This is a genomic window from Bifidobacteriaceae bacterium (assembly GCA_031281585.1).
Lineage (GTDB): Bacteria > Actinomycetota > Actinomycetes > Actinomycetales > WQXJ01 > JAIRTF01.
In genome coordinates this window covers 24,196-50,584 of record JAITFE010000067.1, presented here as the reverse complement: position 1 = coordinate 50,584, position 26,389 = coordinate 24,196, and the positions used below count along the sequence as shown (strand labels likewise).

Here is a 26,389-nt window from a genome sequence, read left to right as displayed (position 1 = left end):
CATGCGGCGCGCTTGGCTGCTGGCCCGCGCCGACCTGCGCCGCAAGCGCGGCCAGGCGGCCGTCCTGCTCGCCTTCGTGGCGCTGGCCGCCGCCGTGGCGACCATCGGGCTGGTGGTGGGGCTCCGCTACCCCGCCTCCTACGACCAGGCGGCGGCCCAAGCCAACGTGCCGCACGTGGTGATCATGGAGTCTGATTCCGTCTACTCCCCCGCCCACCGCGACCAGTTGGCCGACCGCCCCGACGCCACGGCCGTGGAGACGGAGCCGGTGTTCGCCGCCGGAGCCAAGACCCGGTTCGGCGACGGCGAGTTGACCATGGTCGTGATGATCGTCTCCGCCACCCAAGACCGGTCCATGGACTTGGTGGACATGCGGCCCGGCGCCCAAGACCTCCGCGCCGGCGGCGTCTACCTCCCCTACCTCTTCGAGGTGGCCGGCGGCTACGCGGTGGGCGACCCGATCACCTTGACCAGGGGCGAGGATGTGATCGAGTTGACCGTGGCCGGGTTCGCCGACGAGGCCATGTTCGGTTCCCTCCTCAACCAGTGGTACCGCCTGGTCGTCTCGCCCGACACGTTCGCCGGGTTGGCCGAACAGTTTCCGGACGCGCGCGCCACACTGGTAACGGCGCAGTTCGCCGACAAGGCCGATGCCGTCCGGATCGCCACCGACTACTCCTCGCAAGCGCTCGAGGACAACCCGGCCGCCATGGACGCGGTCGCCGCCGGCCAGGCCGTCCTTCGGGTCACGGACTGGGAGGTGATGCGCCAGGGCAGAGTCTTCATGGCGAGCATCTTGGCGACCATCGCCATGGCCTTCGCCGCGATTGTGGGCGTGGTGGCGCTGATCATGATCCGTTTTCGGGTGCGCGCCCAAATCGAGGACTCCATGGCGGACATCGGCACGCTCAAAGCGCTGGGGTACACGTCGGGCCAACTCGCGGCGGGGCTGGTTTTACAGGTCGGGCTGATCGCGTCGGTGGGCGCGGTGGCCGGGACCCTGCTGGGGCACGCCGCCCTGCCCGCGTTGGCGGACGCCCTCAGCGCGCAGTCGGCGCTGACCTGGCGGCCCGGCTTCGACTGGGCGGCGGGGGGAACCTGCGCGGGCGGCATCGTCGGCGTCGCCGCGGCGGTGGCGGGCTGGGCTTGCTGGCGGCTGCGCTCGCTGCCGCCGCTCACCGCGTTGCGGTTCGGTCTGGAGGTCCACGACTTCAAGCGCGACCGGTTGCCGCTGGCGCGCGTCCGGGCGCGCCTGCCCTTCGCCCTCGCGCTCAAAGCCGTGGTCCGCTCCCCGGCGCAATCGGCCACCATAGCCCTGGTGGTGGCGCCCGCTGCTTTCATGGCGACGGCCGCCCTGGCCGCCTACAACGGCATCGGCGTGGAGCAGGACAGCTTCTACCGGATCGTCGGAGGGGAGGTCCCCGACGTGATCGCGGAGGTCGCCGACCCGCTCGACGCGCCGCGCGCGCTGGCGGAACTGGAGGGCCTGCCCCAGGTCCGCAAAGCCGCCGAATACTCCAACACCGTCCGCCTGCGCCTCAACGGCGACCTCACGTTTGGGCTGGTCACCGGCGATTTCGCGAAGTTTGAGGGCACGCTTGTGTTCAAGGGCCGGTTCCCGGCCCACCCGAACGAGGTGGCGGTCAGCGCCAGGCACGCCGAACTCCTCGACTTGGCCGTGGGCGACGAGGTCCGGCTCGCCGCGGCGGGGACCGAAGCCTCCTACCTGGTCACGGGGTTGATCCAAACGATGAACGAATCGGGCTTGGTCACGGCGGCGACAACAGCCGGACTGGAGCGAATCTGGCCCGGCCGCCCCTGGACCCAGATCGGCGTCTACCTGCGGGACCCGGCTGAGGCGGCGGACTTCGCGGCGCGGCTCGCGGACGGCGACTTGGTGGGGCCGCCACTGCTGGGCGCGTTGAATCTGCGCGAGCAGGGGCAGGCTCAGTTGCAGGCCTACGGCGCCATCATGGCCGGCGTGGCGGGGGTGATGGCGGCCGTCGCCGCGGCCGTCACGGCGCTGGTGTTGGTCGGCGTGCTAGGGACGGCCATCCGCCGGCAGCGGACCGCCTTCGGCGTCCAACGCGCTTTGGGGTTCACCACCGGGCAGTTGGCCCGTCAGGTGGCCGCGACCTACTGGCCGGCGGCCGCCATCGGAACGGCGCTGGGCTGCGCCGCCGGCTGGGCCCTCTTCCCCGCCCTGATGGGAGCCCTGTTTCGGTCGCTCGGCATCTACTCGCTCGACATGGCGGCCCCGGCCGCCGCCGTGGCCGTGCTCGCCGCCGCGCTGGCGGCCTTCGCCTTGGCCGTGGCCCTCGGCCTGGCCGCCGGCGTCCGCCGGGTCACGGCCTACGCCTTAGTCACCGAGTAGCGCTGCTACCACAGGTTGCCAAGGCCCCGTTGCCAAGGCTCCGTTGCCAAGCTATCGTTGTGAGAGTGGTCGGGGCGCTGCTCATTTTGGAGAGCGCCCGCAAACGCGGATACGCAGACCCTGATCTCCTCCACGCGGTGGCCCTTGCCGTTCGGACGTACAAACAGGACGACGGCATGACCATGTTCGTGGGACCGGACTCGGCCGGACGGCTCATGGAGGTCGGCGTGGTCTCGTTGCGCGACGGCACGCGCGCCATAGCCCACGCGATGCGACCGGCCAGAAAGAAGTTCCTGCCAGCCAACCAAAGAAGGAGCCGAGCCAGACCATGACGATCCTCACGCCTGAAGAGCAAGCCTCCTTGGCGCGGCGGTTCGAGGAATTCGACCCCGCAACCGCCACGGTTTACGAGCCTGGCGACGACCTCCCGCCGGACCTGCGCCTGACTCAGGCGGCCGCGGCTCGCCAACTCTACGTCCAGCGGGGCGAGTCGGTGATGCGTCAGGCGGTTGGCTCGGCGCGCGCGGCCGGCTTGTCGTGGCACAAGATCGGCCTGGCCCTTGGCACCACCGGCGAGGCGGTCCGAAAACGCTACTCCGGGGTCTGACAAGGGAGCGGGCCGAGGCTCCGGGCAGCCGCCCGGTCACGGCCTCCGAGTAGCGCCGCTCATTTTGGCTCCACTGGCGGAGGCCAGGTCCCCCCGGAGCGCATGTAGTCGAGGACCTCTTCGGCGCTCAGCTCGTATTCTTCCAACACGGTCCCAGGGCTTGTGCCAGCGGATCCGTCGGGGCTCTGACCCAGTGCCTCGCCGCCTTCCGCCGAATAGGTTCCCGAGTCATGTGGGTCAGCGGCCCGGACAAAGCCAAGAGCAAGACCTCGCGGTCGGGCGCCCTGAGGCGGGCCAGAGCCCTGTAGGCGGCGTCGGACGCCACCACCGACTCGGCCACATCCGGCACCCGGTCGCCCCGGTCAAAGCCGAGTTTCAGCGCCAGCGCGATGGAGCGCCGACGACTGCGGAGCATGTTCGCCACCACCCGGCGGGCCACCCCCAGCAACCACGCGACCCGCGCCTCGGGAATCTGATCCCAGCGGCGCAAAGCGACCACGAAAACCTCGCTGACGGCATCGTGCGCGTCGTCTTTCTCCAACCTGAGGCGGCAATACCGGTACACGGTGGACGCGTGCTCCGCGAACAACTGCTCCACCAGGCCGTGGCCGGCGGCGGGGCCGGGCTGTGTCACAAGTGCTCCGTTCGTGGAAGGACGGTTCGGTTCGTTCCCCTGCCATGGTCATGTCCGGCAGGGGGCCGTTTGCCGCACTTCAACGCCCACTTGTTGTTCCGGCAGCTGGCGGCTCACGCCGAATCGGCGGCGTAGCGCACCCCGATCTGAGCCCTGATCTGGTCCATTACCTCCATGATGGCGATCGACTGCGTCAGCGGCATCAGGTCGCTGGTCGGCTTGCCCTCTTCGACCAGGCGCTCCAGTTCGCGGGCTTGGAACTGCATGCCGCGGCCCGGAGTGGCACCTTCGAAAGCGCCGACCACTTTCCCGTCCGGTGTGGAGATCCGCATCTGGGTGGGCGTGTACCAGACTGCGTCCAGTTTGGCCTGGGCGCGCGAGCCGAGCACCACCGCCACGTTTGGGCCGCGGTTGTCGGATCCGGTCACCCACAGCGCCCGCGCGCCGCTGGGGTAGGCGAACTCGGCGGCCACTGATTTGTCAACGCCTGTGGGACCCAGGCTGGATGACTTCACATCGATCCCGCTCGGGCGGCCCAACAAGTCGAACGCGAAGGAGATGGGGTATACACCCAGGTCAAGCAGCGCTCCGCCGCCCAGGGCCGGATCGTTGAGGCGGTGACGCGGGTCGTCAGGCAAAGCCTGCGTGTGGTCCGCCACCAGGCCTTCCAGTTCGCCCAGCACGCCTTCGGCGATCAGTTCCCGCAACCGGATCATGTGGGGCAGGAAGCGCGTCCACATGGCCTCCATGGCGGTGACGCCGGCCTGCTGGGCCGCCTTGGCCAGGGCGCGCGCTTCGGCGGCGTTGACCGTCAGCGGCTTCTCCACCAGCACGTGTTTGCCCGCTTCGATGGCCGTCAGCGCGCCGGTCAGGTGGTGGGTGTGGGGGGTGGCCACGTACACGATGTCGACCGCCGGGTCCGCCGCCAAATCCTCGTAGGAGCCGTGGGCGCGTTCGGCCCCGAACTGGTCGGCGAACGCTTGGGCCTTGCGGACGTCCCGTGATCCGACGGCCGCCAGCCGGTGTCCGTCCAGTTTCAGGTCTTTGGCGAATTGCCGGGCGATCCCGCCGGTCGCCATGATTCCCCAGCCGAGTTCGCTCACTGCAGTTTGACCCCTTCCAGGTGGAGCAGCGCCTTCTTGATTTCGATCCCACCGCCGAAGCCGCCCACGGCCCCGTCGCCCCGGACCACCCGGTGGCAGGGGACCACGACCGGCACGGGATTGGCCGAACAGGCCCGGCCCACGGCCCGAGCCGCGTCGGGTTGGCCAACCGCCTTCGCGATGTCGCCGTAGGAGATGGTTCGACCGTACGGCAGTATGTTCAGCCGTTTGATCACCGCCAAGGTGAAGCCGTGGATCAAGCTCAGGTCGAGCTTTAGGTCGAAGATGCGACGACCCCGGTCGAAGTACTGCTCAAGCTGCCGTTTCACCGGGTCGAGCCGCTCCGGCTGGTCGACCGGCGTTGCGCCCAATTGTTCCGCCACCATCCGTGCCGTCTGGTCGGCCTCCTCCGCCTCGAAGGCCACCTTCGCCAACCCCGCCTCGGTGGCGAAAAGTCCCAAGCGGCCGATGGGCGACTCGAAGGACCCGGCCGCCAGAGTCACTGGCCGTGGTGCGCGGTGGTCAGCCCGTGCGTCGGGCCAGGTGGGCGGGGCAGTCACGTCCGCCATTGTTCCACCGGCGGAAGCCCGCGGTTGGCGACTTTGGGGCCTTGCGCTCTCGTGGCCAGCGCACGCTGGACGCCCGCGCGGCGGGGATGGGCCCGTTCGGAGTACCCTGTGTTGACCCAATGCCGCCAGCGGCCGGCCAACGCCTGTCTTCAACGACCGGAGGTGGGCGGGGAGGCGGCGACGGGACCGTGCACCATCCACCCGTCAGCCGAGAAAGCCGAGCCTTGCCGCCTAACCGCCGCCTGATCCGAGCCAACTTGATGCTGGTGGTGGCAGCGATGCTGTGGGGGCTGGCCTTCACCGCCCAAAAGGAAGGGTCGGACCACGTTGGCCCGTTCACCTTCAACGCCGTCCGCTTCGCGCTCGGGGCGGCCATGATTGGCGGCGTGGTGATGGCGCTCGACCGGCGGCGGCGCTTCGACCGGGAGCGGCGGCGGCGCCTGACCCGGCCGGTGATCTTGCCCGGCCTGGCCTGCGGCGCCCTGCTGACGGCGGCGGCGGGACTCCAACAGGCCGCCATGCCGGACACCACCGCCGGCAACGCCGCGTTCGTCACCGGCTTGTACCTGGTGCTGGTCCCGGTCTTCGGAGTGTTCATCGGCATGCGGATCCGCTGGCTGACCGTCGCCGGGATTGTGCTGGCGCTGGTCGGGCTGTATTTCGTGGCGATCACCGACACCTTCAGCTTTGCGCGGGGCGACGGCCTGGCAATGCTCTCGGCGGTTTGCTTCGCAGTCCAGATCCTCGCGGTGGACCGTTACGCCGGCCGGCTGCCGGCCCTCCGCTTCGCCTGTTCGCAATTCGGCTTTTGCGCTTTGACTTCGGCCCTCCTGGCCCTGGTTTTGGACCCCAGGCCGTTCGCGGGTCTGGACCTGGCGCTCATCCCCGTGCTTTACGGGGGTCTGATTTCAGTCGGGTTGGCCTACACCTTCCAGGTCCTGGCGCAACGCGATGCCGCGCCCACGCCCGCCGCCCTGATCATGTCGTTGGAGGCCGTCTTCGGGGCGCTGGGCGGAGCGCTGATCCTCCATGAGAACATGGGGCCGCGCGGCTACCTGGGCGCCTGCCTGATGATGGCCGGAATCCTCCTCTCACAGGTTGGACCCCCCGCGCGGCCCACCAAGACCACACGGCCCAAACCATTGGCGCCGGCGCCTTCGGGCGCCACCCCAAGTCGCGCCTCGCGCCCGGACGGCGACGACCAGACGGGCGGCGCGTGACGTTAGGGTGTTGGGGGGCCATGCGCCCGCACGCCCGCCCGTCTGGCAGGGCGCTTGTGAATTGCGACAGGAACAGGAGTGGTAAGGCATGAGCCCGACCCGGCCAGCGGAGACCAAACTGGGGTGGCTGACGCGTTGGCTCGTGGCCGCCGGATCGTTCGCCGTCCTGGCGGCGATCGCGGCCGTGGCCGTCCTACGCGGATCGCGGGCGGACTTCGGGCTGTGGTGGTTGGGCGCCGGGGCGGCATGCCTGGCGGCGGCGGGCCTCTGGCGGATCGCGGGACGCCGGGCGCTGGCCGTCTGGCGCTCCTGGCGCCTCCCCAAGTGGGTGGCGCCAGCCGCCATCTTCCTCATGTTCTTCGCGGTCAAGGCCGTTTTCGCCCTGCGCTGGAAGACCCAGCAGCGGTCCGACTTCTTGACCATGTACCAGGCGGCGGAGGCGATCCTGCGGGGCGACCACAGCTTCACCGAGTTGGCCTACTGGCACTTCTTCGCCTATCAGACGCCGTTCGCCATTTACGAGGCGGTGATGCTGAAGCTGTTCGGCGGCTCGATCATCCCCTTGCTGATTGTGGGTGCCCTGGCCATGGCGGGCACCAACTTCCTGGTCTACCTGTTCGCGCGCCGCTTGACCGGGTCCGCCGTGGCCGGCCTGTTCGCCGGCTGCCTGTACTTGGCCTACCCAGGGCCGTATCTCGAGGCCAACGTCCTAACCAACGACCATTTGTCGGCCTTCCTCCTGATACTCGGCGCGTATCTGGTGTTGTGCGGCGTTGGCCGGATCACGTCGCGGACCACCCGTGGCGGGTCGCCCGCCGCCGGTTCGGCGAGCGGCGGGAGCGGCAGGGGCCTGCGGAAAGGCAGGTGGGCCGGTTGGGCCCTGGTGGTCTTGGGCGGCTTGGTGCTCGAATTGGGCAACTTGGCCCGCCCCGCCGGGATCGTGGTGTGCGTGGCTCTTGCAGCCACTTCGGTGGTGTGGCCGGTTATGCGGCGGCACGCCGGGCAGTCGTGGCGCCCGCTGGGCTTATCGGTCGCGGCGGCCCTCGCCGCCCTGGCGGTCTACGCGCTGGTGGGGGTCGGCGCCAACCTGGTGGTCAAGGCGTCCGGGATCAATCCGGAGGGAAGCGCCAACAACTTGCCGGAGTGGAAGTTCGTCCTTGGCCTTCAGCCGCCGGAGGGCAGCGATTACGGATCCATTGGCGCCTACGCGCCCACCCCCAATCCGGAGGCCCGGAAGATCGCACGGGAACTGTTGAAGCAAAGCTTGCGCCGCCTCCCGGATAGCTGGCCCCATGTTGTCGACCGCCAGTCCTCCCTCCTGTGGGCGCGGCAGGACACCTCGACCTTCCAGTTCTGGCCCCAGTACGGCCCCAGCTACAAGACCGTGGCCGACTACTACGCCATTCCGGACAAGCACCTGTTCACGGTGGCGCACTACTCGGTGCTCCTGGAGCGCGGCGTGTTCCTGCCAGCCGTGTTGCTGGCCGCCGCCGGCGTGTTCGCGCTGAACCGCGACCGCCGGTGGAGCCGCCTGGCCGTCTTCCTGGCCCTGTTCGTGTCCGCCTACGCCCTGGTCCACCTCGCCATTGAGGTCCAGCCCCGCTACCGCTACCTCGCCATGCCCGCAATCTTCGCTTTGACGGGGCCCGCCTGGTCTTGGCTGACCGGCGAACGCCGACGGCTCGGCCAGGGACCGCCCAAGAAACGGCGGGCGGCGACCTTGGCCCCGCCGTCGGCCTGACCGCCGCGTTCGGAACCGTTCGCCCCGGTCATCGTTGACGCCGAGGGCACCCAAACGGCACGGCCGGGTCTTTCGCCAGAGATCTGCGCGGCGTCCGGGGCACGGCCGGGTCTTCTGCCGGATCTGTGGCGCGTTCCGGGCGGCGCGGCGGATCGGATGGGCAGGCCCCAGGCGATCGGATTGGCGGACGCTTGCCGGTTACCTTTTGACCACCTGCCAGGAGTTAACCTTTTTCTTCGCCCTGGCCATGACGGGCGAAGGCGCGCGCGGCGAGACCGAGCGCCAATTCGCCGAGGTCCTCGGCATGGACCGGGCGGGCGCGAACGCCCGCGCGGCCGAACTGATCGCGGCCTGGTCCGGGTACAACGGGACACGGGAGGGCGACGATTGGGGACCGGTCCTCCCGTTGCTTACGGTGGCCGACTCGCTTTGGTTCGACCCTGATCGGCTTTCGGCGGACCCTTCGTTTGAGGCGAATGCCCGTGAAAACTACGCCGCGGAGGTCAAAGACGTGTCGTTCGCCGACCCGGACACCGTGGACCTGATTAATGCTTGGGTTTCCGACAAGACCAACGAGCTGATCCCGAGGCTGGTGGACCAATTGGACCCAGCGACAACCATCGCGTTGGTCAACGCGCTCTATCTGAAGGCGTCTTGGGCGCAGCCATTCGACGAGCCCTTGACGGCCGAGGGCGATTTCACTTTGCCGTCCGGCGAGGTGGTCCAGGCTCAGTTGATGCACGCGGTGCTTGAGGCCACGGACGGGGCCGCCTACATCAATCTGCCGGATGGCACGTTGGGCGCGGTTCTTCCCTATGCCGCGTCGAGCCTGGCGATGGTCGCGGTGATGCCAAGCGGCGGCCTTGGCTCAGTGGACTGGAACGGCGCGCAGTTGGGGGCGTGGCTTGCCCAGAGCGTGCCCAGCACCGAGTTGACGATCACGCTGCCGAAGTGGGAGGCGGACAGCGGCCCGGTCGACTTGATCCCGATTCTCCAGTCGTTGGGCCTGGTCGACGCCTTCGGCGAAAACGCCGACTTCAGCGGGATAGCGCCCAACGCGGGGCACGTCGACAAGGCTTTCCACCAGGGTGTCATCAAGGTGGAGGAGACCGGCACCGAAGCGGCCGCCGCCACCCTGGTCGCGATGCTTCAATCGGCCCACTTGGCCGCCAACCCGTTCACGGTCGAGTTTGACCGCCCGTTCGTCTACGGGATAGTGGATTTGGAGACGGGGGTTCCGCTCTCCCTGGGCGCGGTCACCGACCCGACCGCCTGACCCCCGGCCCGGCCCAGGGCGGTGGCCGCCAGTTCGGCGGCTAGGTCGCTGGCGGCGTTCTCAACCCGAGAGGCGTCCTCGGTGATCCCGGTGTCGCTGGCCGCGAGGACGGCGTCCAAGGCGTTGGAGACGGCTGCGGTGGCGTTTGTGACGGCGCCTTGCGCCCGGTGGCATTCGACCGCGCGGCCGAGGCGTCGCAAACGCGCTCGCGTCGATTCACACGTGTCTGTGCAGTGCCGCTCTGCTCAGGGTCGGCGTTTGCGGTTGCGCGCCCCAGCCGGAGCGCCCCGGACTCGCCGGGTCCGCCGGGCGCCGCGACGGGGGCCCCGGCGGCCGGCGGACGCGGTCTGTCAGGCGTTCGCCGGGCGGGCGCCGTGTTCGCGCGCCCTGATCCGCGCGAACGCTCCGAGCAGCAACAGCCCGACCGCCCCGATCAGCGGCCAGCTCACGTCCGCGCCCGTCACGGGAAGCGCCTTGTCGCCCGGGTCCGGGTCGGCCGGATGGGAGGCCGCGCGGATCACGATGCCGTCCCACCCGACCAGGGAGCCGTCCAGCGCCTGCACCACGACCCGGTGGTCGCCTAGCGGCGTGCCAGCCGGGATGGTCACCACCACCCGGCCATCCGCGTCCAACGTGACCGTGCCCAACAGAACCGGGGCCGAATGCAGCCACACCCGCACCCGCTGGCCTGCGCGCCCGGGCACCGTGACCACAATCTGGGCACCAGGCGCCGCCGCGTCCGGCACGTCCACCCCACCGCGCGACGCATCCGTCAACTCGCCCTCAGGCACCGGAGCCACCTCCGGATCAGGGTCACCAGGGTCAGGGTCACCAGGGTCAGGGTCACCAGGGTCAGGGTCGCCAGGATCGCGCTCGCCGGGACCGGGCTCACCGGGGTCAAGGTCACCGGGACCGGGCTCGCCGGGATCAGGCTCACCGGGACCAGGGTCACCAGGGTCTGTTTCGCCTGGGTCGGGTTCGCCGGGATCGGGGTCACCAGGGTCTGTTTCGCCTGGGTCGGGTTCGCCGGGACCGGGTTCTGAGGCGGTGGGTTCGATTGTCACCGGCGCTGATTCGGGGGAAGCCGCCGACGCGCCGACGGCGTTGACCGCGATCACCGTGGCACGGTAGGCGCCCGGATCAACACCGGCGAACCGGGCCGAGGTGGCATCCCCGCCCACATCCCGCACCAGCGGGTTACCTCCGCCCAGAAGGCTCACAGTGAACCCGGTCAACGGGGAACCCCCATCGTCCGGAGCGACCCAACTAACAGTCACCGCATCCCCGTCCACAACCACACTAGGCGCCGCCGGCGCCGCCGGCACGGTCGGCTCAGGGCCAGGGTCCGGGTCCGGGTCTGCTGGGTCTTCTGGGGCCGAGGCGACCGTGACCGCGTTGGACGCCGACGACGGCTCCGAGGACCCAACCGAGTTCACGGCCGCCACCGTCGCCGTCCAAGAACCGGCAGGCACTTCAGTGAACACAACCGACGTCGCGTCCGCGGCCGCCGCCACCACCAACGGGACCCCGAACGCGCCGGCAAGCACCACCGTGTAGCCGGTGATCGCGGAACCGCCGTCATCGGGCGCCGTCCAGGTCACCGACACGGTGGAGCCGTCTGTGGTGATACCTGGCTGGCCTGGTGTGGCCGGCACAGCCGGGTCCGGCGTGGGCTCTGACCCGACGATCTGCGCGGGAGTTTTACCGCACTGCTCCGGCGTGACCCGCTCCGGGTCGACGCCGCCGACGCCGAACAGCAGCGTGACCGCTCGGTCCAGGCCATCGGCGGCAGGAACCGGGGATACCGTCAGGTCGACGCAGTAGACCCCCTCGGCAGTGAACGCCCAGTTCCCGTGCCCGTGCTGACTGACCTCGAACGCGCTGTTCTCTGGATCGTCGCTGTCGAGCAGCACCGAGACATCACCGAAGCTGAGGCTTTGATAGAGCGCGAACCCACCCGGACCGGTGACCTCGTCCAAGACCCACCGCACACCGGTCGCCGTCGAGCCCGAACCGAGTTCCAGGTTCCAGCCCGGCCAAACCAGGCCCGCCTGCGCGGTCTGCGGCAGAGTCCACACAGAGTCGCCTTCTGCTCCCAGGAACGCAAACTCGGCGCTGGGGACCGTCTGCTCGGCCGCCGGCGGCACCGAGAATGTCACCTCGCCGACCGCGCGCAGCGTCGCAGGCTGGGTGTTGTCGTCATGCACCGCCACGGTGTGCTCGCTCGCAGTCAACACGGAACGAATGTCGACGTGACCGCCGTCGAGCACATGCCGCCCGGACAGCGGGAGCTGCGACCAATCGTCCGGCACCTCCTCGCCCGGGTCGGGGTCGTCATCATCTCCGCCGCCCTGATCGCCGCCACCCTCCCACGAGCACGGGATGATCTTGGCGGGATCGACGCCCACGGCGAAGGTCAACGTCTTCTGCACCGGCCCCAGCGAAGCGCCGCCGGCCGCAGTGCCTGACCACTCGAAGGCGACGCAATACACCCCGGTTGACTTGAAGACCCACGAAGGATCCTCAACCCGTGTCTCCGGCCAGATCGGGTAGGAATACGATTCGTATCCAGCACGGCTGCTGAAGACCGGCTGATGAGACACCGACGTGTAGTTGTCGCTGAGGATGAGATCCCCGCCGGCGATCTCAGTCATCGTCCAGCCAAGGTCGCCACTAATGGCGCTCGTCGGGAGCCTAGTCGCATCCCAGCCGAGCGAAACCCGACCGACGGCACCGTTGAGCGCCCAGTAGCGATCACCAGCAGACCCGTCCCACGGGCGTGAGCCCCCCAGTTGTTGACCCGCATCTCCGGGCGCGCGGACTGGGATCACGACATCGTTCGGATCGTAGGCGGTTCCGCCGCTCAACTGGTCCTCGACGACGAGATCCACCGTCAGCGTGCCGTCGCTCACGGTCGGCCTCAGCATCGTCGTAAGGGTTCGCGACGTGCTCTCGGGTCGGAGCACAATGGGGGCATCCGTGTCGAGGGCCAGCGTGGTGTTGGCGCTCGGGGTGTCGGTCGCGGTGATGCCAGCCTGCATGCAGGTCTGCATGGACTTCGGATTGAGGCTGTCGCCGCCGACGACGACTGTCATCACCTGGCGGTCGCTCACCGGCGTGCCATCCGGCAGGCGGCCGCTCATCCCCATGTCGAGGCAGTAGACCCCCGGCGCGGTGAAGTCCCATGAGGCGTGCCTGTGCGCCCAGGCGGCCGGGATCATCTGGAGCGCCTGCGGCATGCCTTGCCTGGTCGAGAAAATGGGACTACCGCCGGCCGCGACAAGGGACTCTTCAGCACCGAGCACGAACTCGCCGGGCGCGGCGCCACCGTCGATTCCCGCCACGCCATAGAGTTGCCAGGTCAGCAGTCGCTCGAAGTCGGCGTCGCTGATGTGCTCGGACGAAAACCCGAGCCACGTCGCATAGTCGATCGGAGCCTTGGACAGTCGCCAGACCGTCGACCCTGCTGGGGCGATGAAGGTATAGTCACGGGTCGCGGTCGGCTCTGGAATTGTGACTTCGGTCGCGTCGGACATGAATACGATCGTGTTGGCGAACTCCCACCAACGACCGCTGCGAAGATGCAGACCGAGCGAGCCGTCGCTCTCGAGCTTGGCCGCGACATCGGCGTGCGCATTCGGAAGCAGCCAGTTGTTCGCCGGGTCCATGAGATCGATCTCCGGCGGAACGTACTCCTCCTCGCCGCTGCCGCAGGCGGCGGTTTCCCAGTTCTCGACCTCGCCGACGATGATGCGCAGGGTTCCGGGCTGGCTGGTCACCGGCTCGGTCGCGCTGGCGAGCGTCACGGTCGCGGTGAAACTGATGCAGTAGACCCCGGCCGCGGTGAAGTCCCAGTAGTGTCGACCGGCATTCGCCGCCGGAACCGACACCGTTCCGCCTTCGGTGAAGCTGTCCAGGCGACTGGTCGACATCGTGTTGACGGTCGCAGAGCCGGCGCCGGAATACCAGCGGCCAGGCCCGGCGAACGACTCGACCTCGATCGTCACCCGATCGTTGCCCGACGACAAAGCGGACTTCGGGATCCCTCGTGCGTTGTAGCCGGCCACCAGGAAGTCGCTAGAGGGGAAGGACGATGAGCTGAACGCCGTGGTGCTCGAAGTCTCCCAGACCTCCGCGCCTGCTGGGCCGAACTCCCGCCAGCTCTGCCCCGCCAGCGTGTCGTCACTCGGCAGCACCGTCTTGTGCGAGTCGTCGATCCGCACCACGACCTCGTCCAGGTCATAGGAAACCGGGTTCGCCGCCGCGTTCGTCGTCGTCGAGTGCTCGCTGCGCACCAGCCCAAGCGTCGGCACACCATCGACCAACGTCGTATCCAGGAACGCCCAACCCGAATCCACCACCGCCCGCTCCACCGCCGCAGCGGGTTCGTCGGCGATGGCCGGTGTGCTGCTAAGGAAGGAGATGCCTCCGAGGACGAGTGCCGAGATCGAAAGGAGCGAGGTGGTTCGGATGGTCGAGGTGCGGTCTCGCCGCAGTCGGGTTGGGGTCATGGTGCTCTCTGGATTCTTCCTTCTTGCTAGTTCTTGGATTGACCGTGGCCGTGTGGCACGGTGCGTGGCGATTCGCCCCCGATACAGGGCGTCGCCGTGATGGTGGCGGTGCTGCGAGCAGGCTGGCGGCCGTTGGTTCGTTCCGCTGCGGTATTCGGGCGCCCGTGGCTTGGCCGCGGGCTGGGTGTTGGGCTAGCGGAACGTGTGGGCCATTCGGTCGGAGTAGATGAAGTGGCTTCTGACGTAGGCGTGCCGTTGGCGGGCCGGGACGGGCGCGCCGGCGCGCACAGCCCACGAAGGGTCTTGGCGGGTTTCCCCTGCCGGGGTGGCAGGCCCGCAGCCGCACCGGGGCGCCCCGCCGCGCCCGAGGTGGCTGCGGCCGTGCAGGTGCGCGCCGGCCGCGAACCCGGTTGCCGGGTCTGAGCGGCGGGCGACCGCGCGCGCCATCGGGCGGGTGCCGCCACGTCTGAGCAACCGCATGTCCACCTCGCCCCGTCGGTCGCGGGGACGAAAGCCGCCCCGGTAGGAATGATAATCGTTCGCGTTGGGGATAACTGTGCCAGGCCCCTGAAGCCGCTGTCAAATCGTCCGGCGGCAAACCGAACCGCCCAACGCTGAGTTGATCGTCAATGTGTGCGCTGAGCCCCACCACCGCTTTGAGCAATTGGTCGTTCTCCACCGCCACCGGCCAAGCCCGGAGCCAGCACTCTTACCATTGCCCGGCCGGCGCGGCTGGCACGAGCTTCGAATACCCCAACCGCGCGTCGCGCCCGTCATTTGGCCAGTCAAAGACCGCAGCCACTGTCATGACACCGCCGTCCGCCACCACCCAGTCCCCACAGGCGCCAAGCCAAGATCGACCCCCAGGCCGGCAGGCATCCACGCGCCGAGCCGAGTAGTTCCGCCCGGCAAGGCCCCAGACGCGCGCTAACGGCCGGGGGCGAAGGTTTGGTCGAGGGCTGCGGCCAGGTCGGCGGTCAGGTCTTCGGGGTCTTCTAGGCCGATTGACAGGCGGAGTTGGCCGAAGCGGCGAATCGGCTCGAAGTAGGCGGTCACGCGTGGCCCGGTTGCGCCGATGTGGACTATCAGCGACTCGTCGTGGCCTAATGACACCGCTGATGTGATAAGCCGAAGGTTGGCGACGAACCGATTCTGGGTGTCACGGTCCCCGTCGAGCGCGAAGGCGATCATGGCGCCGTGGCCGCGCCCACCGAACTGGCGGGTCGCCAACTCGTGCTGGGGATGCGATGCAAGACCCGGATAGTAAACGTAGGCGACGCGCGGGTCGGCTTCTAGGAACGCCGCCACACGTGCCGCTGATGCCTGCTGCTGAGCTAGACGTAGCGGTAGCGTGACCGATCCCCGCTGGATCAGCCAAGCGTTGAAAGGCGAGATCACCCCACCGGCGTCCACCATCGCGTCGGCCTTGATCGGCTCGATCAAGTCGCGCCGCCCGACGACCGCGCCGCCCATGGCGTCGCCGTGTCCGTTGATGTACTTGGTCAATGAGTGGACCACCAGATCGACACCGTCGTCCAAAGGTCGGTACAACGGCGGCGGCGTGAACGTCGAATCAACGCTGACCAGCGCTCCCGCCGCGTGCGCCAGGCGCACCGCAGCGCCAATGTCGCTGACCTTGGTGGTGGGATTGCCAATCGTCTCGACATGGACGAGCTTGGTGCGCGGCCCAATCGCCCCGGCCATTGCCGCCTCATCGGCCGCGTCCACGAACGCAACGTCAATCTGATACTTCTGGGGCAACAACTCCGCCCACAACCGCCACGTGGCCTCATATGTCACATCCGCCACCACCACATGATCGCCGGTCCGCAGGAAAGTGAAGAAGACCGCGTGCAACGCCGCAACGCCCGAGGCCAACACCACGGCGTCCTCGCCGCCCTCCAAGGCGGCGACTTTGCGCTGCAACCCAAGTTGGTTCGCCCCCGAGTTGCGAGTGTAAAGCAGCCCGTCGGCAGCCGACCATGACAGCGCTGAAGGATCTTCCGGCAGCGCATAGGAGTTGGCCATTATGAGCGGCGAACGGATCGCGCCAGTTCCCTCATCGACGGCGTTACCGGCGTGGACAGCCGCACTAGCGAACCGGAGAGTTGCCGGGTCATCCCGAGCCGGGCGATTAGTCACCCCGCCAACATAGGGCGACGCCACGCGGAAATGCCCATTTGTAAAGCCGGCCTGGGCTTCATCTCGCCGCCTTTACGCGGCAAAGTGAAAGCGCTCGCTTTCCCTCAGCGTTCATGGCCGCCCCAAGGGCGGCGCCGCGCCTTGACCAGGTTCTGCCGGTTCTTGGGCGCGATAACCAAGTACCCGGTCCCCGGTCCGTCATCCGAGGCTCACCATGGACCGGGTCGAGCCATCCTCCCAATTCGGTGGCCCGCGCCTCGCCGGGACCTGCGCGGGAACTCGGCTATTGCCGCCAAACCACTTTGGTCACCTGCGGGTCAATCGCTTTGCTGATGGCGCTGGAGGCACGCGGGCTGTCCGCTCGGCCAGACCGTGCCCAAGAAATCGACCTGTGGCGTGCGGCGATCACTATGCCCGCCTGCGACAACTACGGTTTGGCGCTAGCGGCCAGCCGTCTGGGGCGTGTCTCATAGGGGTTGGCGTTGTGGCGTGGCATGGTGGGTTGCGTGGCGAGGGCGCATCAGCACGCGGCCGGGGAGCGAAAAGGGGGCTGACCCGAATTACAAGGAGACCGGCGCCGAGCCCGGAGGCCACGCGCTTGGGCATTCGCGGGGCGGGTGGAGCACGAAGGCGCACGTCGTGGTCGACGGCGACGGGCATCTGCGTTCGGTGGTCGTCACGCCCGGCCAGGCCGGCGAGAATCCCCGCCTGTTCGACGTCCTGGGCCAGACCGGCTGCCGAGTCGGCCGGGTGATCGCCGACAAGGCGTTCTCGCATCCCTCGACCAGGCGGACGCTTCGGACCGAGAAGATCAGAGCGACGATCCCGGAGAGGGCGGACCAGATCGCCCGGCGCAAAGCCAAAGGCTCCCTCGGCGGCCGGCCACCCGCTACGACAGACATGCCCGCAACTACTGGGCCGGGATAGTCCTCGCCGGAATCACAACCTGCCTCCGAGACACCCCCCAGACGAGGACCGCCTGTCCACGGTGGGCCAGGCGGGGCTTGAACCCGCGACCGGCGGATTATGAGTCCGCTGCTCTGACCGGCTGAGCTACTGGCCCCGCGCTGGGCGGGTGGCTCCCGGCACTGGACTCGAACCAGTAACCCTCTGATTAACAGTCAGATGCTCTGCCGATTGAGCTAGCCGGGAAGGGCGGGCTACAGCTTACCAGGTGCCGCTCGGCAATCCGGCGGCTTCGCCCAGGCGGGCGCGCGCGGCCCGCACCAAGGGCTCCGCGACCGCCGGGTCGACGCCCGGACCGGGCAGTTCCTGGAGGTAAACGGACTGGTCGGTGGGACGGCGGCGCAGCGCCACGATCACCTGGCCGCCGTCCACGGGCACGTGTTCAACCTCCACCACCGACGCCTTGACCCGTTCGTTGACAATCGACGCGAAGCGTTTGTCCTTCGAACGCAGCGTGTACTCTACGGTCCGCCGGGTGTCGGAGTAGGTGACCGTTAGCACGCCGTCAGCGGGTCGCATCTTCGCGCGCTCAATCTGATCCCACGGGTGGAACTCCTGCGCCTCGGTGCTGGCCACGCCCAAACCGAGGTTGGCGGCGATCAGCCAGGTGACGGCATCGGGCAAGGCGGCGACGGCCAGGACCTTGGCGCCGCGCGGCAAACCCAAGGCGGCGATCAGGTGGCCCGGCGGCTTGTCAACGTGCACGTAAACCATCCCGCCACCCTACCCGCGCGCCCGCCCGCGTCGCCGAGGCGCGCGGCCCGTCGTTGACTGGCGGCGCGGGCCGGGTCGATAGGATTTGCCAATGGCAACTGAGCAGCGCATCCAGATCAAGCTTCCGACCGAACTGGAAACCGGCGTCTACGCCGACTTCGTCCGCGCTTGGCACACCAACGATGCGTTCGTGCTGGACTTCGCGGCCCTGTTGGAACCGCCCCGGCGGGAATCCGGCCAGGTGGTCTTGACCGCCGTGGTGGGCGCCCGCGTCCGCATTCCCCCGGCGCAGGTGTTCGAGCTGATGAAAGCCCTGGAACAGCAGCTGTCGAGTTGGGAGAAGCAGCACGGCAAGCGGCCCCCGGAGCCCGGCGCGTTCCCGCCCGAGGAGGTCTGACCTCAGTCCGGCCGCAGTTCGTCGCGGCTGCGCATCAACTCATTGATTTCCATCAGCGTCGCGGCCCTTCCCGCCGCGTCCCCCGCCGCGTCCTGTCGGCCCAGCCGGGAGCGCAACTCCCCCAGGCGCCGCGTGATCCCGAGTTGCCGCAACCCGTTCACCACTCCCGCCACGTAGTCGGCCTCGCCTCCCTCGCGGATCGGCAGCGCTTCCACCGCGAGGGCCACGACCACCCCGGCCACCGGCGGCGCGGCCAGTTCCCGAACCTCCGCCATCCACGCCGCCGGGTCCGCGCCCTCGGCTTGGGCCGCCCCCACCCCGCCCGCGGCCCGGATCGCGTCATGCACCGCCCGCAGTTCGGGGACCTGGAAAACGTCTCCCGCCAAGTCGTCAAATTGGGGCGGCACCAGCCGGGGCAGTTGCAGCACGGCCGCCAGGGCGTCGTGCTCCGACCGCCCCACCGAGTCGACGGGCGCCCGCCAGCCCTCCCCCCGTCCGCCCGGGCCGCCTCCGCCATTGGCCGATGCCGTCCGCCCCCTTCCCCCGGACCGCACCCCAGCCACCTCGCGCCGCACCAGCGCCTCGTCTTGGCCCACCCAGCCCGCGAGCAGCCGGGTGTAGTCGCGCCTGAGCGCGTCGTCCCGGATTCCCGCCACCATGGGCGCCGCCATCCGCATCCCGGCCACCCGGCCCTCCGCAGTCTCCAGGTCCACTGACTTCAGGGCCGTGCGCACCGCCCAGCGGAACATCGGCTCGGCGCCCTCGACTAGGTCCCGCACGGCTTGTTCGCCCTGGCCGACCCACAACTCGCACGGGTCCTGCCCCTGGGGCGCCACCGCCACGAAGGTTCCCGCGTAGAACCGCTGCTCCTCGCCGAACGCGCGCATGGCGGCCTTTTGGCCCGCCTCGTCCCCGTCGAAGGTGAACACGACTTTGCCGCCGACCGAGGCCCCGTCCGACATCTGCACGCCAGACGCCGGCGAGCCGACGTCTCCCAGCAAGCGCCGGACCACCCTGATGTGGTCGTTCCCGAACGCGGTCCCGCAGGTCGCCACCGCCTCCTCCACCCCGGACAGATGCGCCGCCATGACGTCTGTGTACCCCTCGACCACCACCACGCGCCGGCGCCGCGCGATCGCCTTCTTGGCCAGGTCAACGCCGTATAGAAGCTGCGACTTGCGGTACAACGGCGTCTCCGGGGTGTTCAGATACTTGGCCGACTCGGCGGCATCGGACAACCGCCGGGCCCCAAAACCCACCACGGCGCCGGTCAAGTCCCGGATCGGCCAGACGAGCCGCTCCCGGAACCGGTCGACCGGCCCCTGGCGGCCCGGCGAGGTCAGGCCCGCCGCGGCCAATTCCGCCTCCTGGAAACCGCGTCCCCGCAGGTGGCGAGTCAGATTGTCCCAGCCGCCAGGCGCGAAGCCGACCCCGAAGCGGTCCGCGACCACCCGGTCAAAGTTGCGGGACCGCAAGAAGTCCCGCGCGGGCCGGGCCTCCGGCGTGCCCAGCCGCTCGGCGTAATACTCGGCGGCCAAGCGGTTCGCCTCCAGAAGGCGGGCGCGGGTCGGCTCCGACGGGTCGCGTTCCCGACCCGGGGCCGTCTCCTCGTAATGCAGGGTGATGCCGTAGCGCCCCGCCAAGTATTCGATCGCCTCGGTGAAGCTCAGGCCGTCCGCCTTCATCAGGAAGGCGATCGTGTCGCCGCCCTCGCCGCAGCCGAAGCAATGCCACAAGCCCACCTGCGGGCGCACGTGGAAGGAGGCGGTGCGCTCGTCATGGAACGGGCACAGGCCCTTCAACGAGCCCACGCCGGCGCGTTTGAGGTTGACCCTCTCGCCGACTATCTGGTCCACCTGGGCGGCGGCCCTGACGGCCTCAACGTCCGCTTTGGTGATGCGCCCGGCCACGGAGCCCAAGTCTAGAAGACGGCACTGTCACCGGGCCACGCCGGCGGGGACAGTTCGCTCCCGGCCGCAAAGCGCCGGTGCTCAATCAAAGCGGACGAATCGGTCAACGACGCCAACTGGTCCACGACAACGCGGGTCCTGGCGGCGGGATCGGCGGCCTCCGCGAAGTCGGCTTGGAACTCCGGCTGCAGCGAACCGGGGGCCCGCTCCATCAGAAAACCGAACAATTCTTTCAAGATGGTGCGCTGGTGCACGTAAACCGGGTCGCCCTGACGGGGCTCCATGACGAACAACGCGGCCAGCGCCTTCAACACCGCGATCTCAGTGCCAGTCTCCGGTGGCACCACCAGTTCGGCGGCGTACCGGGTCAGCCGTCCGGGCCCGTAGAGCCGCCGCGTGGCGGTCTGGGCGGCCACGACGAACCGCCCGATCAGCCCGGACGTCATGTTCTTCAGACCCGCCAAGGCCTGGCGGGACCCGTCCCATTGGCGCGGCCAGAACGGCAGGCGCGTCAGCCGGTTGGCCGCGCCCTCCAACTCCGCCGGCGAGCCGCCCCAGTAGCGCCGGGCGGCCAGTTCCGCGACGGCCCGCCGCTCTGGCTCGCTGGCCAAGGCCAACGGGGCGATCGAGCCGCCGACTATCCCGTCCTCCACGTCATGGACCGAGTACGCGATGTCGTCCGCCAAATCCATCACCTGGGCCTCCACGCACTTGGCCGCCGGCGCGGCCCCGCGCCTGACCCACTCGAAGACCTCCATCTCCGGTTCGTAGACGCCGAACTTGGCGGGATCCGCGCCGGGCGGCCCCTCTCCGCGACGCCACGGGTATTTGATCGAGGCGTCCAGGGACGCCCGTGACAGATTCAGGCCCCACGAGCGCCCGTCCGCGTAAACCTTCGCCTCCAACCTTGTCAGCAGCCGCAGCGTCTGGGCGTTGCCCTCGAAGCCGCCAGCCTCCTCCGCCACCTCCGCCAGGGCGCGCTCGCCGTTGTGGCCAAAAGGCGGGTGCCCCAAGTCGTGGGCCAGGCAGGCGGTGTCCACCACGTCCGGGTCGCAGCCCAGGGCTTTTCCCAGCTCGCGGCCCACCTGGGCGACCTCCAGCGAATGGGTCAACCGGGTGCGGATGAAGTCGTCGCCAGTCGGGTGGTCCAGGCGCCGCCATGGGGTTCTGACTTGGGTTTTCGCACCCAACCGCCGCAGGGCCGCCGAATGCAGCAAACGCGCCCTGTCCCGCTCGAATTCGGTGCGGTTGGAGGTCTTGTCCGTCTCCTCAATCAGACGTTCTGAGTCGAGCGGACCGTAACCTGCCATGCAGGCACGCTATCAGGCCGGATAACCTTAAGCCTGTGGACCAAGCCGCTCTCACTCCCGGACCGACTGTTCTCAGCGCCCACAAGATTTCAAAAGTCTTCTGGATGAAGGACGCCAAGCACCCTTTGCATGTCTTCTCCGGCGTCTCTTTGACCTTGCGGGCGGGCGAAATGCTCGCCCTGGTGGGCCCATCCGGTTCCGGCAAGTCAACGCTGCTGCGCTGCCTGGCCGGACTGGAGCCCGTCACCGAGGGGCACGTGGTTTTGCTGGAAACCAACCTGGCGCGGGCCTCCCGGTCCACCATTGCCGGCATGCTGCGTGAAAACGTGGGCCTGCTGCTGATCAACCCGCCGCTGGTGCCGTCGTTGACGGCGCTCCAGAACGTGGAGCTGCCAGGCCAACTGGCCGGGCGGTCGGCCTGGTCCAACCGCGAATTGTCGCTGCGGACCCTGGAGGAATTGGGCGCGGCCGACCTGGCCAAGAAGTCGCCCGAACAATTGACCCCGCCGCAGGCCGCCAAAATCTCCCTAGCGCGTTTGCTCACCCAGCACCCGAAAATCGTTTTCGCCGACGAGCCGACCGGCCGCCTCAGCACCGCCGACTCGAGGATCGTGTTGCATTCGCTTCAGAAGCTGTCCGTCACGGGGACGGCGGTGGTGCTCGCCACCCACGACCTCCACCTCGCCTCCCAAGCCGACCGGGTCATCACCATTGTGGACGGGTCGCTCGGCGCGACCTTGGAGCGCCCCAGCGCCGAGGAGATCCTGGCCGCGCTGGACCAGACCCCCTACGGAGACGACGAATGATCCCCTTGGCGGTCCGCGAGATGCTGACCAACATCCGGCTCTGGCTGGCGGCGGGCCCGCTGCTGGGGTTGACCGCTGCCCTGCTGACCATCACCTTCTCCATGCGTTCGCTCAACGAGTCGCTGGCGGACGAGGAGGTCGGGCTGATGGATCAGTACGACGCCACCCTCTTGGCGCTGGTCCTGCTCGCGGGAGTCGGCGCGACCGCCATCTCCGTCTACCAGGCGGCCCAGCGCACACGCCAGCGGGTCGCGCGCCTCGCGATAGTCGGCCTCACGCCGAGCGGGGCAGCCAGCCAGTTCTCCCACCAAGTGGTCGGGATAGCGGCCGTGTCGTCCGTGGTTGGGATCGTCTTGGGCTGGGCCACCGCCCCCCAGGCGATGCGCTTCATCGCCTGGGCCAGTTCAGGCCGGGGCGACCTGCGCGGCCACACGGACGCGCACGCGATTCTGGGCGCGTTCGTCATCACGCTTGGCTTGGCCTTGATCGCCGCCACCCAGGGCTCCAGCCAAGCGCGTGCAGTCGAGCCGATCGAGGCCATCAAGCCGCTGCCGTTTCAGCCGCTCCGCGTGCGTTCGCGCAAGCGCGTGGCGCTCGCCGCGATCTGCGGCGTGGGCGCCTGCGTCACCGCCGGTCTGACGGCCACCCTGCCCGGGCTTGACTCGCTCCGCCTGGGCACGGTCGAAGCGGCCAACATTGGCGCCACCCTGGCTGGCGCCACCACCGTCCTGCTCGCGGTCTTCTTCTCGCTGAGCGCGCCCGTCTACTGCCCGCTCCTGATCCGCGCCTGGACGGTGTTCCTGCCGCGCCACCACCTTCCGGCGCTGTCGCTTGGCCGCCTCGGGGCCGCTTTCCAGGCCCGCCGTTCGCTCGAGTCCTTCAACCTGGTGCTGGTCGGGGCCCTGCTGGCCGGCGCCACGTTGTCGATCTACTTCTCCCGGAGCGCCCTGGACCCGGCCGGCCGCGGCTGGGTCCAGGCCCGTGACGTGTCCGGCGTTGTGCTGGCCGGCGTGCCGGTCGTGGTCGCCCTGACCGGCTCGGTCCTGACCGTCATAGTGACCGCCCGCAGCCGCGCCGCCGAGGCCCAAGTCCTGCGCCTGGCCGGTGCGACGACCTGGCAGGTCTTGCTGGCCGGCTTCACCGAGGCGTTCATTCTGGCCGTCACCGCGACCGCGGTCGCCTTGGCCGGCGTGGCCGTGGTCGGCCTGAGCTCCGGAATAGGCCTGGCGAATGTGGCCGCTGCCCCCAAATGGCCCGCCACCTTGGGATTCGACCCGGTGGTCTGGCTCGCCCCCCTCGGGGTCATGGTGGCCGGCATGGCCTTGATCACCGCCGTCGCGCTCCCATCCCTCCTCAGGGGCCTGCGCCAATCCATCTCCAGCGCCCCCTAAGAACGGGGACGGTACCTATTTCCGCGCCGGTCCATCGCTAGCCGCCGGACACCGAGAGTTCGGCTCCCGCCAGCGCGGCCCGGTGGGCCGCGGTCACGTCACGCGAGTCCAGCCAGCGGTCCGGCAGGCGGGGGTGTTTTGGTCCGCCCGCGCGCCCGCGCGGGGCCTCGGCGACCGGACCGGGATACGGTGAAGCCTGGTCAAGCCCGGAGATGAGCCGCTCCAGGTCGGCCAGTGAGGACAATTGGTGCGCGGCGGCGCGTTCCGTGCCGCCCACCGGATAGCCGCGCAAGTACCAGCTCATGTGCCGCCTGAGGTCGGCCAGCGCCTTCGACTCCGAGCCGAAGAAGGCGACTAGGCCCTCGGCGTGGCGGCGGATCACGTCCGCCACAAACCCCAGCGACGGCCGCACGCGATCCGCCCGACCATCCAAAGCGGCTTCGAGGTCCGCGAAAAGCCACGGACGCCCCAAACAGCCCCGGCCGACCACCACCCCGTCGCAACTGGTTTCGCGGACCATCGCGACGGCATCGTCCGCTGTGAAGACGTCCCCGTTCCCCAACACGGGGATGGCTGCGACCTCCCGCTTCAGCAGTGCGATCTGCGACCAGTCCGCCCGTCCGGAATAGTGTTGCGCGGCGGTGCGCGCGTGCAGGGTGAGACCGGCCGCGCCCTCGGCCTGGGCGGCCAGCCCGGCGTCAAGAAACGTCAGGTGGGACTCGTCAATGCCGAGCCTGAGCTTGACCGTGACAGGGAGTGGCCCGGCGGCGGCGACCGCGCCGCCAACGATCCGGCGGAACAGTTCCAGCTTCCAGGGCAGAGCCGCTCCCCCGCCCTGGCGGGTGATCTTGGGGGCCGGGCAGCCGAAGTTCAGGTCGATGTGGTCCGCCAGGTCTTCTCGTCGGATCAGCGCCACCGCCGCCGCGACCGTGCCCGGCTCCACGCCGTAAAGCTGCACCGAACGCGGCTGCTCCGACGGGTCGTGGCGCAGCAGTCGGCGCGTCGCGGCGTTGCCCCCAACCAGACCGCGACTGGTGACCATCTCCGTCACGAACAGGCCCCGGCCAAACTCCCGGCACAGCAACCGGAACGGCAGATTGGTGACGCCCGCCATTGGGGCGAGCATCACCGGCAACGGGGCCCTGACGGGGCCCAGGCGCAGGACTCGTGGCGGGAAGTCGAGCGCTCCGCCGACAGCCGAATCCCTCGTCATGCCCCCGCGAGCAGCCCCGCCAGGCGCTCCTTGACTTGGCCTATGCCGACCCGCTCCTGGGCCATGGAGTCGCGCTGACGGATGGTGGCGGCGTCATCGTCCAAAGAATCGAAGTCGATCGTGACGCACAACGGCGTGCCGATCTCATCTTGCCGGCGGTAGCGGCGGCCAATAGCGCCCGCGTCGTCAAAGTCGATGTTCCAGTACTTGCGCAACTCGGCGGCCAGGTCGCGGGCCTTCGGCGAGAGCCGGGCGTCCCTGGACAGCGGCAGCACGGCGGCCTTGACGGGCGCCAGCCGGGGGTCCAGGCGCAAGACCGTGCGCTGGTCCACGCCGCCTTTGGTGTTGGGCGCCTCGTCCACCGCGTAGGCGTCCACCAGGAAAGCCATGACGGAACGCGACAGACCCGCCGCCGGCTCGATCACATAGGGCACGTAGCGCTCGCCACTGGCCTGGTCAAACACCGACAGGTCCTGGCCGGAGTGCTGCGAATGCGTGGTCAGGTCGAAGTCGGTTCGGTTGGCGATCCCCTCGAGCTCGCCCCATTCGGACCCCTGGAAATGGAACCGGTACTCAATGTCGACGGTGCGCTTGGAGTAGTGCGACAACTTCTCCTGCGGGTGCTCGTAATGGCGCAAGTTCTCCGGTTTGATGCCAAGGTCCGTGTACCAACGGGTCCGCTCGTCAATCCAGTATTGGTGCCATTCCTCGTCCGTCCCCGGCACCACGAAGAACTCCATTTCCATCTGCTCGAACTCGCGCGTGCGGAAAATGAAGTTGCCCGGAGTGATCTCGTTGCGGAACGACTTCCCCACCTGCCCAATCCCGAATGGCGGCTTCTTGCGGGACGCCGCCTGCACGTTGGCGAAGTTGACGAAGATTCCCTGTGCGGTTTCGGGGCGCAGGTAGTGCAGTCCCTTCTCATCCTCCACGGGGCCCAGGAATGTGCGGAGTAGCCCCGAGAACTGCTTTGGCTCCGTCCAGGCGCCCTTGACCCCGCAGTTCGGGCAGGGCAGTCCCGCCAGGCCGCCTTCAGGCGCGTGGTGTTTGCGCTCCTCGAACTCCTCCAGCAGCGTGTCCTCGCGGAAGCGCTTGTGGCAGTTTGTGCATTCGATCAGCGGGTCGGTGAAGACAGCCACATGGCCGGAGGCCTCCCAGACTTGGCGCGGCAGGATCACCGACGAATCAAGCCCCACCACGTCGTCCCGCGAGGTCACCATCGCCTGCCACCACGCCCGCTTGATGTTCTCCTTCAATTCGACCCCGAGCGGCCCGTAATCCCAGGCCGACCTGGTCCCACCGTAGATTTCCCCGCACGGGAAAACGAAGCCCCGCCGTTTGGCCAGTGAGATAACCGAATCGATTGTGGAGGAAGGTGCTGCCATGGCGCACAAGCCTAGCCCAGGGCCGCCGTGCCCCTCGGGGATGACCGCCGGATCATGATCGCGTTTTCGCTCGCGTTTGGACGGACCAACCGGCGATCTCGCCCGTCTGGCACCGCCAGA

The 26,389-nt window shown here is 68.9% G+C and carries 22 protein-coding genes and 2 tRNA genes; 11 read left to right on the top strand and 13 right to left on the bottom strand.

The genetic code is table 11. The features are described 5' to 3' along the window. Window position 1: 1 nt before the first annotated feature. Genes LBC97_08070 through LBC97_08060 form a run of 3 tightly spaced genes read left to right on the top strand, consistent with a single transcriptional unit; the run spans window position 2 to window position 2,981 of the window. A complete protein-coding gene (locus LBC97_08070; GenBank protein MDR2566001.1) occupies window positions 2–2,374 on the top strand; it encodes an FtsX-like permease family protein in 2,373 nt (790 codons plus the stop codon). 59 nt (window positions 2,375–2,433) lie between these two features. Continuing rightward, window positions 2,434–2,706 carry a hypothetical protein gene (locus LBC97_08065; GenBank protein MDR2566000.1) on the top strand — a complete coding sequence of 91 codons (273 nt, stop codon included), beginning with the start codon at window positions 2,434–2,436 and terminating at the stop codon, window positions 2,704–2,706. After that, window positions 2,703–2,981, top strand: a complete 279-nt coding sequence (locus LBC97_08060; GenBank protein ID MDR2565999.1) for a hypothetical protein — start codon at window positions 2,703–2,705, stop codon at window positions 2,979–2,981. The genes LBC97_08065 and LBC97_08060 overlap by 4 nt, the downstream gene beginning before the upstream one ends. Before the next feature lie 127 nt (window positions 2,982–3,108). Here LBC97_08060 and LBC97_08055 read toward each other — a convergent pair whose 3' ends face one another. From LBC97_08055 to LBC97_08045, 3 genes are all read right to left on the bottom strand, one after another. Further along, on the bottom strand, window positions 3,109–3,615 hold the full coding sequence (locus LBC97_08055; protein ID MDR2565998.1) for a sigma-70 family RNA polymerase sigma factor: 507 nt from the start codon (window positions 3,613–3,615) through the stop codon (window positions 3,109–3,111). Between the two features lie 113 nt (window positions 3,616–3,728). Beyond that, window positions 3,729–4,718: a Gfo/Idh/MocA family oxidoreductase gene (locus LBC97_08050; GenBank protein ID MDR2565997.1), complete on the bottom strand. Its 990-nt coding sequence runs from the start codon at window positions 4,716–4,718 to the stop codon at window positions 3,729–3,731. Next, window positions 4,715–5,278: a methylated-DNA--[protein]-cysteine S-methyltransferase gene (locus LBC97_08045; GenBank protein ID MDR2565996.1), complete on the bottom strand. Its 564-nt coding sequence runs from the start codon at window positions 5,276–5,278 to the stop codon at window positions 4,715–4,717. The genes LBC97_08050 and LBC97_08045 overlap by 4 nt, the downstream gene beginning before the upstream one ends. A gap of 233 nt (window positions 5,279–5,511) precedes the next feature. Here LBC97_08045 and LBC97_08040 point away from each other — a divergent pair, with 233 nt between their 5' ends. From LBC97_08040 to LBC97_08030, 3 genes are all read left to right on the top strand, one after another. Further along, window positions 5,512–6,507, top strand: a complete 996-nt coding sequence (locus tag LBC97_08040; protein ID MDR2565995.1) for a DMT family transporter — start codon at window positions 5,512–5,514, stop codon at window positions 6,505–6,507. A gap of 88 nt (window positions 6,508–6,595) precedes the next feature. Further along, window positions 6,596–8,248, top strand: a complete 1,653-nt coding sequence (locus LBC97_08035; protein ID MDR2565994.1) for a glycosyltransferase family 39 protein — start codon at window positions 6,596–6,598, stop codon at window positions 8,246–8,248. Between the two features lie 205 nt (window positions 8,249–8,453). Further along, complete coding sequence (locus tag LBC97_08030; protein MDR2565993.1) at window positions 8,454–9,524, top strand: hypothetical protein; 1,071 nt, start codon at window positions 8,454–8,456, stop codon at window positions 9,522–9,524. Here LBC97_08030 and LBC97_08025 read toward each other — a convergent pair. The 3 genes from LBC97_08025 to LBC97_08015 all read right to left on the bottom strand — a co-directional run bounded on the left by LBC97_08025 (window position 9,455) and on the right by LBC97_08015 (window position 16,177). Then, window positions 9,455–9,724: a hypothetical protein gene (locus tag LBC97_08025; GenBank protein MDR2565992.1), complete on the bottom strand. Its 270-nt coding sequence runs from the start codon at window positions 9,722–9,724 to the stop codon at window positions 9,455–9,457. The genes LBC97_08030 and LBC97_08025 overlap by 70 nt on opposite strands. 150 nt (window positions 9,725–9,874) lie before the next feature. After that, on the bottom strand, window positions 9,875–14,035 hold the full coding sequence (locus LBC97_08020) for a choice-of-anchor M domain-containing protein (protein MDR2565991.1): 4,161 nt from the start codon (window positions 14,033–14,035) through the stop codon (window positions 9,875–9,877). A 927-nt stretch (window positions 14,036–14,962) separates the two neighbouring features. Then, the gene (locus LBC97_08015; protein ID MDR2565990.1) at window positions 14,963–16,177 is read right to left on the bottom strand and encodes an aminotransferase class V-fold PLP-dependent enzyme; all 1,215 of its coding nucleotides are present in this window, start codon (window positions 16,175–16,177) and stop codon (window positions 14,963–14,965) included. 245 nt (window positions 16,178–16,422) lie between these two features. Between LBC97_08015 and LBC97_08010 the strand changes: the two genes are divergently transcribed. Together LBC97_08010 and LBC97_08005 are read left to right on the top strand one after the other, a co-directional pair. After that, entirely contained in the window at window positions 16,423–16,650 is a 228-nt protein-coding gene (locus LBC97_08010) for a peptidase C39 family protein (GenBank protein MDR2565989.1), read from the top strand. Window positions 16,651–16,666: 16 nt separating this feature from the next. Then, window positions 16,667–17,104 (top strand): transposase, encoded by a 438-nt coding sequence (locus tag LBC97_08005; GenBank protein MDR2565988.1) that lies wholly within the window; start codon window positions 16,667–16,669, stop codon window positions 17,102–17,104. A 62-nt stretch (window positions 17,105–17,166) separates the two neighbouring features. Here the strand turns inward: LBC97_08005 and LBC97_08000 are convergent. From LBC97_08000 to LBC97_07990, 3 genes are all read right to left on the bottom strand, one after another. Then, window positions 17,167–17,240: transfer RNA gene (locus LBC97_08000), tRNA-Ile, on the bottom strand. A 13-nt stretch (window positions 17,241–17,253) separates the two neighbouring features. After that, window positions 17,254–17,329 (bottom strand) — tRNA-Asn (locus LBC97_07995). A 15-nt stretch (window positions 17,330–17,344) separates the two neighbouring features. Beyond that, entirely contained in the window at window positions 17,345–17,857 is a 513-nt protein-coding gene (locus LBC97_07990) for a hypothetical protein (GenBank protein MDR2565987.1), read from the bottom strand. Between the two features lie 91 nt (window positions 17,858–17,948). Here LBC97_07990 and LBC97_07985 point away from each other — a divergent pair, with 91 nt between their 5' ends. Continuing rightward, complete coding sequence (locus tag LBC97_07985; protein MDR2565986.1) at window positions 17,949–18,254, top strand: DUF3467 domain-containing protein; 306 nt, start codon at window positions 17,949–17,951, stop codon at window positions 18,252–18,254. A 2-nt stretch (window positions 18,255–18,256) separates the two neighbouring features. Here the strand turns inward: LBC97_07985 and dnaG are convergent, their stop codons facing one another. Continuing rightward, window positions 18,257–20,164, bottom strand: coding sequence for a DNA primase (dnaG, locus tag LBC97_07980; GenBank protein MDR2565985.1), 1,908 nt, complete (start codon window positions 20,162–20,164; stop codon window positions 18,257–18,259). A gap of 11 nt (window positions 20,165–20,175) precedes the next feature. Continuing rightward, a complete protein-coding gene (locus tag LBC97_07975; protein MDR2565984.1) occupies window positions 20,176–21,474 on the bottom strand; it encodes a deoxyguanosinetriphosphate triphosphohydrolase in 1,299 nt (432 codons plus the stop codon). 35 nt (window positions 21,475–21,509) lie between these two features. Here LBC97_07975 and LBC97_07970 point away from each other — a divergent pair, with 35 nt between their 5' ends. Together LBC97_07970 and LBC97_07965 are read left to right on the top strand one after the other, a co-directional pair. Continuing rightward, window positions 21,510–22,280: an ATP-binding cassette domain-containing protein gene (locus LBC97_07970; protein MDR2565983.1), complete on the top strand. Its 771-nt coding sequence runs from the start codon at window positions 21,510–21,512 to the stop codon at window positions 22,278–22,280. Then, entirely contained in the window at window positions 22,277–23,671 is a 1,395-nt protein-coding gene (locus LBC97_07965; protein MDR2565982.1) for a hypothetical protein, read from the top strand. The genes LBC97_07970 and LBC97_07965 overlap by 4 nt, the downstream gene beginning before the upstream one ends. 37 nt (window positions 23,672–23,708) lie before the next feature. Here the strand turns inward: LBC97_07965 and dusB are convergent, their stop codons facing one another. Next, window positions 23,709–24,884 carry a tRNA dihydrouridine synthase DusB gene (gene dusB / locus LBC97_07960; GenBank protein ID MDR2565981.1) on the bottom strand — a complete coding sequence of 392 codons (1,176 nt, stop codon included), beginning with the start codon at window positions 24,882–24,884 and terminating at the stop codon, window positions 23,709–23,711. After that, window positions 24,881–26,269 (bottom strand): glycine--tRNA ligase, encoded by a 1,389-nt coding sequence (locus LBC97_07955; protein MDR2565980.1) that lies wholly within the window; start codon window positions 26,267–26,269, stop codon window positions 24,881–24,883. Before LBC97_07955 ends, dusB begins: the two co-directional genes overlap by 4 nt. Between the last annotated feature and the right edge of the window lie 120 nt (window positions 26,270–26,389).